Raw genomic sequence first — 14178 nt, forward strand, 5'->3', positions numbered from 1 at the left:
CGGCACCCGGCAAATCACCACGACACGATGCTTTTAGCCTATCGGCCGATAGGGAAACAGTATTAGACAGTCTCTTTCGTTTAACAAAATATAAACATAAATACAACAAGGTGGAGCTGAGTATGTATACCGTTATCAATCAGCAGGACAATATCCCGGATCAATCCGGTGCCAACCTTTATCTCACCGACGCGACGCTGGAGGCCTTGCTGGTGGCCTATCTGCCGGCAGAGCTGCGCGCCCATCTGCGCCCTTATCTGCAGAAACTCGGCGCACTGGCTGGGGGGGCACTGAGTGAACTGGCGGATCTGGCAGATAAGAACCCGCCGCAGCTGCAGGTGCGCACCCGAACCGGCACCGATCGGCAACGCATTTTAAAACATCCGGCTTTCGTCGAGCTGGAACGCTACGCGTTTAGCGAGTTCGCCCTGGCCGCCATCTCACATCGGCAAGATGTGCTGGGCTGGCAAGGGCAACTGCCGCCGCTGGCCAAGTATCTGTTTACCTACCTGTTCGTGCAGGCCGAGTTTGGCCTGATGTGCCCGGTATCGATGACCGACTCGCTGACCCGCACGCTGAAAAAATATGGCTCCCCTGAGCTGGTGGCTAAATATCTGCCACGGCTGACCTCGCTCGATCCCGCCACGCTGATGCAAGGGGCGATGTTTATGACCGAGCAGGGGGCGGGCTCTGATATTGCGGCCACCACCACGCTGGCGGTAGACATGGATAACCACTACCGGCTGTACGGTGATAAATGGTTCTGTTCTAACCCCGATGCCGAACTGGCGATGGTGTTGGCGCGCATTGAGGGCGCACCGGAAGGGATGAAAGGGGTATCGCTGTTCCTGCTGCCGCGCACGTTGGACGATGGTTCAACCAATGCCTATCGCATTTTGCGCCTGAAGGACAAACTCGGGACGCGCTCGATGGCCAGCGGTGAAATCCGCCTTGAAGGGGCCACTGCCTATCTGGTGGGTGAGGCCGGGCGCGGCTTTGTGCAGATGGCGGATATGGTCAATAACTCCAGGTTGTCCAACGGGGTGCGCTCTGCGGGGCTGATGCGCCGGGCGGTCAGCGAGGCGTTCTATATCGCCCGCCATCGCCAGGCCTTCGGTAAAAAACTGATCGAACTGCCGCTGATGAGAAAGCAGTTGCTGAAGATACTGCTCCCCAGCGAGCAGGCGCGCAGCATGGTCTTCCAAACGGCAGAGGTGCTGCGCCGTTCCGATAGCGGCGATAAAAACGCCTATGCGTTGCTGCGTATTCTGACCCCGCTGATCAAATTCCGCGCCTGCCGCGATGCCCGCAAGGTGACCGCCGATGCCATGGAGATCCGCGGTGGCTGTGGTTACATCGAAGAGTGGGGCGATCCGCGTTTGGTCAGAGATGCGCATTTGGGCTCGATCTGGGAAGGGACCAGCAACATTGTCGCCCTGGACGTGCGGCGCGCCATCCTGCGTGAGCAATCGCTGGAGGCGCTGCAGGTATACCTCGAGCAACTGCTGGCAGAGGCGCATCTGGACAATGCCATGCGTGCCCGTTTCCTCAGCGCACAGCAGCGAGCCTTTGCCCTGGCAGAGGCGGCCGCCACGGCAGAGGGCAGCAGCCTGACGCGCCGCGCCGCCAGCGGCCTGTATAACCTGGTCAGCGCGGCGGCGATGGCCTGGGAGAGCCATCACACCGACGCTCCAGCGCGTTTGCATCTGGCCGAACAGGTCTTGATCCACAAGCTGTTGCCTGTCGATCCCTTAACGGTAGAAAACCCGCTGTCTGAGGAGATTGAAGAACTGCTGCTGGCGAGCGCCTACCTCTGAGCAAGCCCACCTTCCCGGTGATGGTGGCCGGGATCTCTGGTTTCACAAAGCAACCATACTTGCAGGAGTAACGGTTATGACCATTCCTAGCGCTGGCGCATTAGCCGGTCTTCGCGTTATCGATTTATCCCGCGTCTTGGGCGGGCCCTATTGTGGGCAGGTGTTGGGCGATCATGGTGCCGATGTGCTTAAGATCGAACCGCCACAGGGTGACGAAACCCGTACCTGGGGGCCGCCTTTTCAGGCCGGAGTGGCCGCGTATTATATTGGCCTGAACCGCAACAAACGTGGGATGTACCTTGATTTATCGCAGGAAAGCGCTCGCCAAACGCTGTACGAACTGTTGGCCGATGCTGATGTGCTAATCGAAAATTTCAAGACCGGCACCATGGAGAAGTGGGGCATCGGCTATGAGGCTCTGGCCGCGCGTTTTCCGCGCCTGATCCACTGCCGCGTCAGCGGCTTTGGTGCCGATGGTCCATTAGGCGGCCTGGTGGGTTACGATGCGTCGATTCAGGCGATGACCGGGATCATGAGCGTTAACGGTGAGCCCGACGGCGAACCCCTGCGCGTTGGCGTGCCGCTGGTCGATCAGGCTACCGGGATGAATGCGGTGATTGGTATCTTGATGGCGCTTTATGAACGCACCCGCAGCGGCTTGGGGCAATTTGTCGAGGCCAGCCTGTTTGATACCGGCTTATCGCTGTTGCACCCTTATTCCACCAACTGGTTTGCCAACCAGCAGCCGCCGCAGCGCTCGGGTAATGCCCATGCCAATATCTACCCTTATGATATTTTCCCCAGCGCCAGCGTGCCGATCTTTCTCGGCGTCGGCAACGACAAGCAGTTTGCGCTGCTGTGCCAGTGCCTGGATGCACCATCCCTGAGTGAAGATCCGCGCTTCGCCACGCCCAAATTGCGTTCACTGAATCGCGCTGAGTTACGTAGCGCGCTGGTTTCCCTGCTCGCCAATCGCGAAGGGGTTGAATGTGCTGAACAGTTGCTGCGCAGCGGCGTGCCCAGTGCACCATTGCTGAACATAGAGGCTGCACTGCAGCACCCGCACACCCGCCACCGTGGCATGGTGGTGACGATGGGGGATAGCTATACGGGGGTCGCCTCGCCGATCAAACTCAGCCGCACTCCAGCCAGCTATCGGCTACTGCCCCCGGTGGGAACGCCGGAGGAGGCAAAAAATGCCAGATAATCATCAGCCTGATCGGGGCCTGCATCTTGAACGCAGTGGCAACATACTGATTGTGATCCTCGATAATCCACCGGTCAATGCGTTGGGTTTGCGCGTGCGTCGCGGGCTGCTGGCGGCGCTGCGGCAAGCGCAGAGTGAGGAACAAATCCACGCGCTGCTGCTACTGGGGTCAGGAAAAAACTTTGCTGCCGGGGCGGATATCCGTGAATTCAATCAACTGCGCCAGCCGCCGCTGCTGCGAGAGGTCTGCGATCAAATCGAAGCCTGCGCGAAGCCGGTGATTGCGGCTATCGACGGAAATGCTTTGGGCGGTGGGTTAGAGATTGCCATGGCGGCGCATTACCGGCTGGCGGTCAAGGGCAGTCGTTTGGGGTTGCCGGAAGTTAATCTGGGGCTGCTGCCCGGGGCCGGGGGCAGCCAGCGCAGCGTGCGGCTGATTGGGGCGGAAGCGGCTTTGGATCTGATGCTCAGTGGCCGCCCGCTGTCTGCCGAACAGGCGCGAGAACTGGGGCTGGTGGATCGGCTGGGGTTGGATGCCCGCGTTGATGGCTTGGTTTATGCCCACGAACTGCTGGCCGATCGCTGTGGAGTGCGCCGCAGCAGTGAACTCACTACCCGGCTTGCCGATTCGGCAGCCCAACAGGCGGCGATTGATGCGGCGCGCACCAAATTGCCAACGCAGTTTCGCGGTCTGTTTTCCCCGGCGTTGATTATTGACTGCGTGGCCGCTGCCTGCGAACAGCCGTTTGCGGCAGGTTGCCAGTTTGAAGCCGCACAATTCCAACGCTGCCTGGCGAGCCCGCAGCATCGGGCCCTGTTATACGCCTTTCAGGCCGAACGCGCCGCTGCCAAACTGCCGGATACCACCGGGTTGGCGATAGCTGCTTTTAGCCAGGCAGGGGTGATTGGCGGCGGCACCATGGGGGCGGGTATTGCGGTGGTGATGCTGGAAGCGGATCTGCAGGTCACTTTGCTCGAACGTGATGAGCCGAGCCTGGCAGCGGGCCTGAGCCGAGTAGAGGAGTTTTATCGTCAACGGGTGAATAAAAAGCGGCTTTCGGCTACGGCCGCCGCCGCACGCCTGGCGAAATTGCGCGGAACCACAGAATACCAGAATTTGGCCACGGCCGATTTGGTGGTTGAAGCGGTGTATGAGGATCTGGCGGCCAAGCAGGCGGTTTTCCGTCAGTTAGATAGCCACTGCAAGCCCGGCGCGATCCTGGCCAGCAATACTTCTTATCTGGATATTGCCGCCATTGCAGCGGTGACCAACAGGCCGCAAGCGGTTATCGGCTTACACTTCTTTTCCCCAGCACCGGTGATGCGCCTGCTGGAGATCGTGGTGCCACCGCAGGCAGCGGCTGAGGTGATTGCCAGTGCTTTGGTGCTGGCCCGCAGGCTCGGTAAAATTCCGGTGCGTACCGGCATCTGCGACGGTTTTATCGGCAACCGCATCATGTCCGTCTACCGGCGGGCGGCAGAGGCAATGCTGGAGGACGGCGCTTCGCCGTATCAAATCGACACCGCAGTACGTGAATTCGGTTTTGCCATGGGGCCTTTTCAGATCCTCGACGTGGCCGGTGGTGATATTGCTTGGGCGACGCGCAAGCGCCGGGCACCCGAGCGGGATCCGCAGGAGCGCTATGTGCAGATTGCCGATCGCCTGTGTGAACAGGGTTGGTTCGGGCAAAAAAGCTGGCGCGGTTGGTATCGTTATGAGCCTGGTTCAAACCATGGGGTGCAGGATCCGGCGGTGCTGGAGATTGTCGCCCGTGAGCGCGAGCGTGCGGGCGTCACGCCGCGGCCCTTCAGCGCCGAAGAGATCGTGCGTCGCTATCTGGCGGCGATGATTAACGAAGGTGCTAATCTGCTGGAAGAGGGCATTGCGCTGCGCCCATTGGACGTTGATGTGGTGCTGCTGGCCGGTTACGGCTTCCCGCGTTATCGCGGCGGGCCGTTGTATTATGCGGATAAGATTGGTTTGGCGCGGGTATTGGATGATATCAACGCCTTTTCCGCCGAAGATCCGCAGTTTTGGCGTCCTTCACCGTTGCTTATCCGTTTGGTGGAGCAAGGGCAGACATTTGCCAGTCTTAATGCAGAACAACCACAATGTGTTCGTCTATATAAGCCAGGTGTAATGGAAACAGAGCCAATACTACGAAGCGAGGGCTAGCGGCAATTGCAGGGCCCAAGGCGGGGCCCTGCACCCGCGCCAACGCTTAACATGGCCTGCCCGCTGCGCGGGTGCCTTCGCTACACCACCGTCGCCGGATGTGATGCGCTGTGGCGGAGTGAGGGTAACCGCGCAGCGGTCGCCTGATATGGCAAGGGCCGGGGTGCTGGGGGCTGGCTCTTGAGCCCCCAGCTCGGTCGCGTTCACCGCTTTGCTTAATAAACGCAAAAGGTTTAGCGACCGAAATAAATACTCGCGCCTGGCAACACTCAATGCCCAAAATAAGCCCGGTGCAACTCCTCCATATCAATATCGTTGGCCGCTTTGGTAAAGATCATCTTACCGCTGCGCATTAGGCAGACCCGATCGGCCAGCTTGATCGACAACTGAGTGTTCTGCTCCACCAGCAACAGGGTTTTGCCATGCTCGCGCAGGCGGGCAAAGCAGGCAAACAGCTCGTGAACCACCACCGGGGCTAAGCCCAAAGAAGGCTCGTCGATCAGGATCATACTGGGATCGGACATTAAACAGCGGCCCACCGCCAGCATTTGCGCCTCCCCGCCGGAAAGCACGCCCGCTAACTGCTTCTGCCGTTCGGCCAGGCGTGGAAACATGGCATAAACTTCTGCCAGACGCGGTTTCACATGCTGGCGGCTGGCCTTCTGAAAGGCCCCCATAATCAGGTTATCTTCGACCGTCATATCGCGGAAAATCATGCGCCCTTCCGGGATCAGCGCCAGGCCGCTGCGCTTGGCATGCCAGGGGGAAAGTTTACCGACGTCGATGTTCTGATAGGTAATCTGCCCCTGTTTTAACGGCAGCAGCCCGGCGATGGTTTTCAGCAGCGTGGTCTTGCCCGCGCCGTTCGGCCCGACGATGGCGGTGACCGTCCCTGGCTGGGTCTGCAGCGAAATGTCCCACAGAATATTGATCGCGCCGTAGCCACCGCGCACCTGTTGAATGTTAAGCATAGGCCTCTCCGGTATAGCTGCGGATCACCACAGGATCGTTGAACACCTGGGTTGGCGTGCCATCTGCGATCAGGCGGCCAAAGTTGAGGATCCACACGCGTTGGCACAGCGCTGTGACCGTTTCCAGATCGTGTTCGATCAGCAGAATGCTCAAGCCGTATTCGGCATGGATCCGCCCCAGCATCTGTTGAAAGCGTTTTTTACCGCTGGTTTCCAGCCCGGCCAGCACCTCGTCAAGCAACAGCAGCTGCGGTTCGGTGGCGAGGGCCTTGGCGACTTCCAGCGCTTTCAGTTCGCTGAGCGAGAGCTCGGTGGCGGCGTCGCGTTCGGCTTTATCATGCAGGCCGACCAGTTCCAGAATGTCCCTCAGCCGGGCAAGATTGACCTTACCGGTGGCAAAACGTTGCGCCACCCGCACATTTTCCATCACGCTCAGTTCATGCATCGGCTGCGGTACTTGGAAAGTACGGCCAATTCCCAGACGAGCGCGGCGATGGATCCCACCCCGCTGGCCCAAGGGAGTGCCATGGAAACTGAGTGTGCCAGCGGTGGGTTGCACCAGGCCGGAAATGGCGTTAAACAGCGTGGTTTTGCCCGCGCCGTTCGGGCCAACCAACCCGACGATTTCGTTTTGTCCCACCATCAAAGACACATTATCGATGGCGGTAACCGCGCCGAATAACACGCTGACTCCGTCAAGCTTTAGCACGATAGAACCTCCTTTGGGCTGAACGTAACAGCGGTAACAGGCCGCGCGGGCTGATCAGGATCATCACCACCAGTAATCCGCCCAGGATCATCTGGTGCCCGGTAGGGAACAGGACTTTGAACAGCAACTGGTCGGTTAAATAGACCACCAAAGCGCCGATCAGCGGGCCATTCAGTGAACGGAAACCGCCGAAGATCGCCGCGATGATCGGCACAATCACCCAGGAGGCGTTGAACGCGTAATCGGGTTCGAGGAAATTCATATGGTGTGCGTTGAATGCCCCGACCAGCCCGGTCATAAAGGCAGACAGCAACAGCACCAGCGCTTTCAGCAGCAGGCTGTTCACCCCAACCACCTGGGTGGCGGCTTCTGAGTCGTGCATCGCTTTCAACGCCAAGCCGTAATCGCTGCGCGCCAAGGCGGCATAAATCAGTAAAAACAGCGTCACCAGCGCCAGGATCACGTAATAGACACCGAGCTTGCTGCTCAGGGCAAATCCCATCACGTTGGGCAACGAGGAGATACCGGATAGCCCCGCTGAACCGCCGGTGATCCCCTCGAGCTGAACGGCCAGCACCCGAAAGATTTGCGAATAGGCCAGGATGGCCAAGGCAAAATAGGTGCCTTTCAGGCGCAGGGTGGGCAGCATCAGCAAGGTGGTGACCGCCGCGGCCAAGCCCCCGCACAGCATCGAGAGCAGCACCGGCATACCGCTGTTCATCGCCAGCATGGACGAGATATAGGCACCGGTGCCGAAGAAGGCCGAGTGGCCAAAGCTGACCATGCCGCCGAGGTTACCCAACATCGCCCAGGCCAGTGCCAAGGCGCCGATCGTCAGGGCATCGGTAAACATGCTCAGGACATAGGGTTGCTGAGACCAGATGGCGGGCACCAGGATTGCCAGCAGTAACGGGAACCACATTAGGTTAATCAATGATTTCATCATGATCGCATTATCCCTGACGCCGTACTGCGCCGAACAAACCATTAGGACGCAGGAACAGTACCAGCAGGAACAGCCCCATACTGATTAAGTCCTGCCAGGCCGGGTTGAGCAGGGTGGCGCTCATGGCTTCAGCCACACCGATCACAATCGCCCCCACTAACACGCCAGGAATAGAACCGATCCCCGCCAGCACGGTAATAATGAACGCCTTAATGGTCAGCGCTTCCCCTAACGAGGGCTGGATCACCCGGGTGCAGTAGATCGCTACCCCGGCCACCGAGGCCATCATCCCTGCCAGCAGGAATGAGATCATCTCGGTCTGTTTCGGGTTGATCCCCATCAGCATCGCGGCTTCGCGGTGGCTGGAAACCGCCCGCACTGCGCGGCCATACCAGCTGCGTGCCAGCCATTTCCAGAGCAGAACCAGTAACAGCAGGCTCATCACGAACGCTACCAGTTCACCCTGCATGGCATACAGATCGCCGATCACGATCGGCTCCTGTAACCACACTGAGCTGCTGGAGCGGATATTGGCATTCCAGATCAGCAGGATCAGGTTGGTGAGAATCACGCCCACGCCATAGGTTAACAGCAGTGAGTTGAGTTCCCGGTCGATCTTGATGCGGCTGAGCAGCGCATAGATCCCGAGCGCGGCGGCACACACCACCACAAACGCCAGCGGGATTGACCAGAGCGGCCCGAAACCGGTAGACGACTCGAAGGTATAGGCAATATAGCCTGCCAGCAGCACCAGCTCGCCATGCGCCAGATTCACCAGCCGCATAATGCCAAACACCAGCGCCAGCCCCAGTGCAACCAGGGCGTACACACTGCCCGCCAGCAGGCCGGAATATAACGATTGAAGCAATAATTCAGTCATGCACACCTCTTATTCAGGTGGGGTGAACATCCAGACAGCACGGCTTTACCAAGGCGTTCCTGGAAATTCCATGGTCCCCGTGGCGGCGCTCGCAGGCCAGACAATGGCGATTTTCCCCTTTTGGTGTTGGCCGATGTTCTGCATGAATTCCTCATTGTCCCCCTGCGCGCTGAAGCGTACCTGGCCAATGATGGTGTCCACCGCGGTAGAGCGCAGTTCCTGGGCAATGCCGCCTTTCTCCAGCGTGCCTGCCGCTTCTGCCCGGGCGATGGCTTCGAACAGCAACATGCCCTGCACAAAACCGTACTGTGAAAGGTAATCTGGCTCATGCGGGTAGAGTTTGCGGAACGCGGCCTCAAACGCCTGGCCTTCTGGCCGGTTGAAGGTGACCGGAACCGGCAGCATCTCGGTACCGTAGGTTTTGTCGACTAAGTCAGGGAAGTCCTGATACATCTTGGCGGTGGCGATCTGCCAGGCACCGACCATGGCCTTCACCGGCGGCCGAAGCACTCTGGTGGCTCGCAAAATGCCGACATAATCGTTCTCATAGCCAATCATGTTGATGGCATCCGGCCGATCTTGCAGTTTGATCTTGTTGATAATCGGCTTGAAATCCACCGTGGTGGCTTCAAAGGGGTGCATGGTGACCGTGACGCCTTTCTCGGCCATCTGTTGCTGCATCATGCGCGCCATTTCGCTGGTGGATTTCTTGGTGGAATAGATGATGGCCAGCTTGTTGATCTGCATGGTATCCAGCAGGCCAGCCATCGCTTTGACATAGCCGGTGGTGTTGTTGATGCGAAAGAAAGAGTGGAAGCCTTGGGTGAGAAACTCACTGCTGGTGCCCCCCGAGGTCATAAAGGGCAGCCCCAGCTTATCGCTGGCGGTGGCGGCAGGCCCAACGATATCAGAGGTGGCTCCACCGGTAATGGCGACCACGTTATTGGCGGCTAATCTTTCTACCGCCGCCACCGCTTTAGCCGGTGAGGATTCATCGTCGATCGTCTGGATCTTGATCTTTACGCTGCCGGGGCGCTGGTTAAACACCGCTTCCGCGACTTTGATCCCTTCATGCATACCCGTGCCACCGCGGGCATTCACTCCGGTCAGTGAGATCACTTCACCGACCTGGTATTCCGCCGCGTGGGCGGGCGATTGGGCTGTCAGTGCAGCGATGCACGACAAGCTAATGGTGAGCCATTTTGTTAAGTTCATCGTTCCTCCCAGAATAACGGTTTTTTTCATCCCCTTGCTCTTACAAGTTGCAGGGACAGTGCTCCATGAACCTGGCCAAGCGCTGGCTTGGCCATGCCGTCGAGGGTTACTTCAGTTGTTACTTGCCCACATCTTGGTGCCTGTTGGTTCCGAGCAACGGCAGCCTGTTTATTTTGATTTGCGCAACGCTGGTGCCGTAGTAATGAGCACGGCACAGAAGCGTTCCTGTTTCTCTGGTGTTGGCTAAAGACAGGGTTTACTCATGGGCATTGCAGGTGAATAACGATGTCATTCTCGATTAATATAGACATAATGAAATAATTTATACAAAATAATGTTACCAAAAATAATCAAAAGTTAGATATATGTTGCAAATAATGGCTATTTGTTTAAATGCCTAGCTCACAGCGCGTTGTTCCCACCGCGCAGGTTTATAGTTCTCAGCAGCGGCGCGTGAGTCGCGTAACGTCAGGTTTTTATAGAGGAAAATGCTATGCAGCATGCGTTTATCTGTGATGGTGTACGCATGCCTATAGGCCGCTATGCCGGAGCGCTGGCATGCTTGCGTACCGATGATCTCGCTGCGATCCCTCTAGTGGTATTACGCCAGTTGGGGCAGCCTGATGATGCCGAGCAGGTGAATCCGAATGGTGGGACTATCGCCTTGGGGCATCCTTTAGGCATGAGCGGGGCACGTTTAGCGTAGACGGCAACTCTGGAATTGGAGCGGCGTAAGGGGCGTTATGCGCTCTGCACCCTGTGCATCGGCGTCGGGCAGGGGATTCTGGAGCGTGTTGGGGAGTAAATGGGGAACTGAAACTCTCATGCTGGTTAGTTAAGCGCAAAGCGACATAATCACGTATCAATTGCTAAAGGCGTCGCCCCCTCTCCCTGTGGGAGAGGGCTGGGGTGAGGGGCAAGTCGTGCGGTGATCGTCCCCTCACCCTAACCCTCTCCCCAAGGGAGAGGGAACTAAACATTAGAGTCGAAAACCCCTTGGGTGATTACTGGTGAGTGACCACCACCAGACGGATGGCATCCAAGCGCCAGCCTGCTTCGTTGAGGTTGGCCAGCACCTGCTTGCGGTTGAACTCCAACGCTTCCACTTCGTCGTCGCGGATGTTCGGGTTAACCGCTTTCAGGGCTTCCAGGCGTGCCAGCTCGGTACTCAGCTTGTCATCGGCTTCCTGCTTGGCCAGTTCGATCAGTTCGCGTGCCTGCGCTTCCACCAGGCTTTCAGCCTGTTGCAGCATCGCGTGCACGTCCTGCTGCACCGCATTCACCAGCTTGCTGGAAGTGTGGCGGTTCACCGCGTTCAACTGGCGGTTAAAGCTTTCGAACTCCACCTGTGCCGCCAGATTGGTGCCTTTACGATCCATCAGCATACGGATTGGCGTGGGGGGCAGGAAGCGGGTCAGCTGCAGGTGTTTCGGCGCCTGCGCCTCGACCACATACACCAGTTCCACCAGCAGCGTTCCCACCGGCAGCGACTTGTTCTTCAGCAGGGATACCGCACAACTGCCGGTATCACCAGACAGGATCAGGTCCAGGCCGTTGCGGATAATCGGGTGTTCCCAACTGACGAACTGGGCATCTTCCCGCGACAGCGCCTGATCGCGATCGAAAGTCACGGTGCAGCCATCCTGCGGCAAGCCCGGGAAATCCGGCACCAGCATATGGTCTGACGGCGTCAACACGATCAGGTTATCGCTGCGGTCTTCCTGATTAATGCCGACGATGTCGAACAGGTTAAGGGCAAAACTCACCAGATTGATGTCGTTGTCCTGTGCGGCAATCGCTTCTGCCAGCGCCAGGGCTTTTTCACCGCCGTTGGAGTGCATTTCCAGCAACCGATCGCGCCCCTGTTCCAACTGCGCCTTGAGTTGATTGTGTTGCTGGCGGCAGGCGTGGATAAACTCGTCCAGCCCTTCCTGCTCGGTTGGCGCTGCCAAGTAACCAATCAACTGCTCGTAGCTGCTGTCGTAAATAGGGCGGCCGGTCGGGCAGGTGTGCTCGAAGGCATCCAGCCCTTCGTGGAACCAACGCCCCAATATCGCCTGCGCGGTGTCTTCCAGGTAAGGCACCATAATCTGAATATCGTGCATCTGGCCGATACGATCCAGGCGGCCGATACGCTGTTCCAGCAGGTCTGGGTTGAACGGCAGATCGAACATCACCATCTGGCTGGCAAACTGGAAGTTACGTCCTTCGGAACCGATTTCAGAACACAGCAGCACCTGCGCCCCTTCTTCTTGTGAGGCGAAGTAGGCGGCGGCGCGATCGCGCTCGATAATCGTCAGCCCTTCGTGGAACACGGCGGCGCGGATCGCTTCCCGCTCACGCAACACCTGCTCCAGTTGCAGCGCGGTGTCGGCTTTAGCACAAATCACCAGCACTTTTTCATGGCGGTTGGCGATCAGGTAGTCCAGCAGCCATTCCACGCGCGGGTCAAAGTTCCACCAGGTGGCATTTTCCCCTTCGAATTCCTGATAAATCTGCTCGGGGTACAGCATATCGCGGGCGCGGGCTTCGACGCTTTTCTTCGCCCCCATAATGCTGGAGACTTTGATCGCCGTCTGATACTGGGCTGGCAGCGGCAGCTTGATCTGATGCAGGTTGCGGCGCGGGAAGCCCTTCACCCCGTTGCGGGTGTTACGGAACAGCACGCGGCTGGTGCCATGGCGATCCATCAGCATAGTGACCAGTTCCTGGCGCGCCTGCACGCTGTTATCGCTGTCGCTGTTGGCCGCTTTGAGCAACGGCTCAATGTCCTGTTCGTCAATCAGTTCGCCCAGCAGGTTGAGTTTATCGTCGGCCAGGCGTTCGCCGCTCAGCAGCAGCGTGACCGCATCGGCGACCGGGCGATATTTCTGCTGCTCGGTGACAAATTCTTCGTAATCATGGAAACGGCTCGGATCCAGCAGGCGCAAACGGGCGAAATGGCTTTGCTGGCCAAGCTGCTCAGGGGTTGCGGTCAGCAGCAGCACGCCGGGGATATGTTCCGCCAACTGCTCGATCACCTGATATTCACGGCTGGGAGCCTCTTCACTCCAGGCCAGATGGTGAGCTTCGTCCACCACCAGCAGATCCCAATGGGCGTCGGCCAACTGCTCAAGGCGCTGTTTGTTGCGGCGCACGAAATCCAGCGAGCAGATCACCAACTGTTCGGTTTCGAACGGGTTGCTACTATCCAGCATCGCTTCGGAATAGCGGCTGTCGTCGAACAGTGAGAAATAGAGGTTGAAGCGGCGCATCATCTCGACCAGCCACTGGTGTTGCAGGGTTTCCGGCACCACGATCAGCACGCGTTCGGCGCGGCCGGCCAGCAGTTGCTGGTGAATGATCATCCCGGCTTCGATGGTTTTACCCAGGCCAACTTCATCCGCCAGCAGCACGCGCGGCGCATGGCGCTGGCCGACTTCATAGGCGATGTGTAACTGGTGTGGGATCAGGCTGGCGCGCATACCGCGCAGGCCAGCGAACGGCAGGCGGTACTGCTCACTCTGGTATTTACGTGCGCGAAAGCGCAGCGCAAAACGATCCATACGGTCGATCTGGCCGGCAAACAGGCGGTCCTGTGGTTTGCTGAAGGTCAGTTTGCTGTCCAGCAGTACTTCGCGCATGGCAACCCCTGCTTCCTGGGTATCCATGCGTAGGCCGATATAGGTCAGCAGGCCGTTTTCCTCTTTGACTTCCTCTACCTGCAACTGCCAGCCTTCATGATGGCTGATGGTATCACCCGGATTGAACATCACGCGGGTGATCGGCGAGTCGTTTCTGGCATAGAGGCGGTTTTCGCCAGTGGCGGGGAAAAGCAGGGTGACCATACGCACATCCAGCGCTACCACAGTTCCCAGTCCCAATTCGCTTTCCGTATCGCTGATCCAGCGTTGACCAAGTGTAAAAGGCATAGTTTGTCGGCTCGATTCTTATTAAGTAAGTCTTATCGCCAGGCAGGTGGGGACTGGCGACCTGTTTCAAATGTTTTTTTATTCTCTAATGCTGGTCAGTTAAGACTAACCAATTCCCTCTCCTTGGGGAGAGGGGGCGCAACTTTCAGCACTGTGCCGAATGGTGATGCACTTTCTGCTTAACTGACCGTCGTTACGCTATTCCCGATTTGTTTTCATTTGACGGGCAATAGCTATTAACACCATGAATACGTCATCAATACGGCACGGTGAATGGTTCAGAATTTGGGAAGGGCGCTATGGTAATGGAAGGCGACGCATTCGTCACCTGCAAAACCCGATGATT

10 protein-coding genes and 1 pseudogene are annotated in these 14178 nt (G+C 58.1%); 5 read left to right on the forward strand and 6 right to left on the reverse strand.

The features are described from left to right. Positions 1-122 precede the first annotated feature (122 nt). The 3 genes from WG891_RS00110 to WG891_RS00120 all read left to right on the forward strand — a co-directional run bounded on the left by WG891_RS00110 (position 123) and on the right by WG891_RS00120 (position 5200). Positions 123-1817 (forward strand): acyl-CoA dehydrogenase family protein, encoded by a 1695-nt coding sequence (locus tag WG891_RS00110; protein ID WP_337261113.1) that lies wholly within the window; start codon positions 123-125, stop codon positions 1815-1817. A 76-nt stretch (positions 1818-1893) separates the two neighbouring features. Continuing rightward, a complete protein-coding gene (locus WG891_RS00115; RefSeq protein ID WP_337261114.1) occupies positions 1894-3024 on the forward strand; it encodes a CaiB/BaiF CoA transferase family protein in 1131 nt (376 codons plus the stop codon). After that, positions 3014-5200, forward strand: coding sequence for a 3-hydroxyacyl-CoA dehydrogenase NAD-binding domain-containing protein (locus tag WG891_RS00120; RefSeq protein ID WP_337261115.1), 2187 nt, complete (start codon positions 3014-3016; stop codon positions 5198-5200). The genes WG891_RS00115 and WG891_RS00120 overlap by 11 nt, the downstream gene beginning before the upstream one ends. A gap of 269 nt (positions 5201-5469) precedes the next feature. Here the strand turns inward: WG891_RS00120 and WG891_RS00125 are convergent, their stop codons facing one another. The 5 genes from WG891_RS00125 to WG891_RS00145 are packed head-to-tail and all read right to left on the reverse strand — an operon-like array spanning position 5470 to position 9921. Next, complete coding sequence (locus tag WG891_RS00125; protein WP_337261116.1) at positions 5470-6171, reverse strand: ABC transporter ATP-binding protein; 702 nt, start codon at positions 6169-6171, stop codon at positions 5470-5472. After that, positions 6164-6880, reverse strand: a complete 717-nt coding sequence (locus WG891_RS00130) for an ABC transporter ATP-binding protein (protein ID WP_337261117.1) — start codon at positions 6878-6880, stop codon at positions 6164-6166. Before WG891_RS00130 ends, WG891_RS00125 begins: the two co-directional genes overlap by 8 nt. After that, positions 6867-7826, reverse strand: coding sequence for a branched-chain amino acid ABC transporter permease (locus WG891_RS00135; RefSeq protein ID WP_337261118.1), 960 nt, complete (start codon positions 7824-7826; stop codon positions 6867-6869). The genes WG891_RS00130 and WG891_RS00135 overlap by 14 nt, the downstream gene beginning before the upstream one ends. Before the next feature lie 7 nt (positions 7827-7833). Then, positions 7834-8706: a branched-chain amino acid ABC transporter permease gene (locus WG891_RS00140; RefSeq protein ID WP_076942556.1), complete on the reverse strand. Its 873-nt coding sequence runs from the start codon at positions 8704-8706 to the stop codon at positions 7834-7836. A gap of 45 nt (positions 8707-8751) precedes the next feature. After that, entirely contained in the window at positions 8752-9921 is a 1170-nt protein-coding gene (locus WG891_RS00145; protein WP_337261119.1) for an ABC transporter substrate-binding protein, read from the reverse strand. Between the two features lie 65 nt (positions 9922-9986). Here WG891_RS00145 and WG891_RS00150 point away from each other — a divergent pair, with 65 nt between their 5' ends. Next, positions 9987-10121, forward strand: a complete 135-nt coding sequence (locus WG891_RS00150; protein WP_337261120.1) for a hypothetical protein — start codon at positions 9987-9989, stop codon at positions 10119-10121. Positions 10122-10501: 380 nt separating this feature from the next. After that, positions 10502-10726: pseudogene (locus WG891_RS00155) on the forward strand (3-oxoadipyl-CoA thiolase); the annotation flags it as partial. Between the two features lie 199 nt (positions 10727-10925). Here WG891_RS00155 and rapA read toward each other — a convergent pair. Beyond that, positions 10926-13832 carry an RNA polymerase-associated protein RapA gene (gene rapA / locus WG891_RS00160; RefSeq protein WP_337261121.1) on the reverse strand — a complete coding sequence of 969 codons (2907 nt, stop codon included), beginning with the start codon at positions 13830-13832 and terminating at the stop codon, positions 10926-10928. Positions 13833-14178 lie beyond the last annotated feature (346 nt).

It is taken from the genome of Serratia sp. MMO-28 (assembly GCF_037199905.1).
GTDB lineage: Bacteria > Pseudomonadota > Gammaproteobacteria > Enterobacterales > Enterobacteriaceae > Chania > Chania oryzae.

Bases quoted from the DNA above. Each gene is read 5' to 3' on its own strand.
- WG891_RS00110 (WP_337261113.1), top strand. From the start codon at position 123: ATGTATACCGTTATCAATCAGCAGGACAATATCCCGGATCAATCCGGT.
- WG891_RS00140 (WP_076942556.1), bottom strand. From the start codon at position 8,706: ATGACTGAATTATTGCTTCAATCGTTATATTCCGGCCTGCTGGCGGGC.
- WG891_RS00145 (WP_337261119.1), bottom strand. From the start codon at position 9,921: ATGAACTTAACAAAATGGCTCACCATTAGCTTGTCGTGCATCGCTGCA.
- WG891_RS00125 (WP_337261116.1), bottom strand. From the start codon at position 6,171: ATGCTTAACATTCAACAGGTGCGCGGTGGCTACGGCGCGATCAATATT.
- WG891_RS00120 (WP_337261115.1), top strand. From the start codon at position 3,014: ATGCCAGATAATCATCAGCCTGATCGGGGCCTGCATCTTGAACGCAGT.
- WG891_RS00150 (WP_337261120.1), top strand. From the start codon at position 9,987: ATGAACCTGGCCAAGCGCTGGCTTGGCCATGCCGTCGAGGGTTACTTC.
- rapA (WP_337261121.1), bottom strand. From the start codon at position 13,832: ATGCCTTTTACACTTGGTCAACGCTGGATCAGCGATACGGAAAGCGAA.
- WG891_RS00135 (WP_337261118.1), bottom strand. From the start codon at position 7,826: ATGATGAAATCATTGATTAACCTAATGTGGTTCCCGTTACTGCTGGCA.
- WG891_RS00115 (WP_337261114.1), top strand. From the start codon at position 1,894: ATGACCATTCCTAGCGCTGGCGCATTAGCCGGTCTTCGCGTTATCGAT.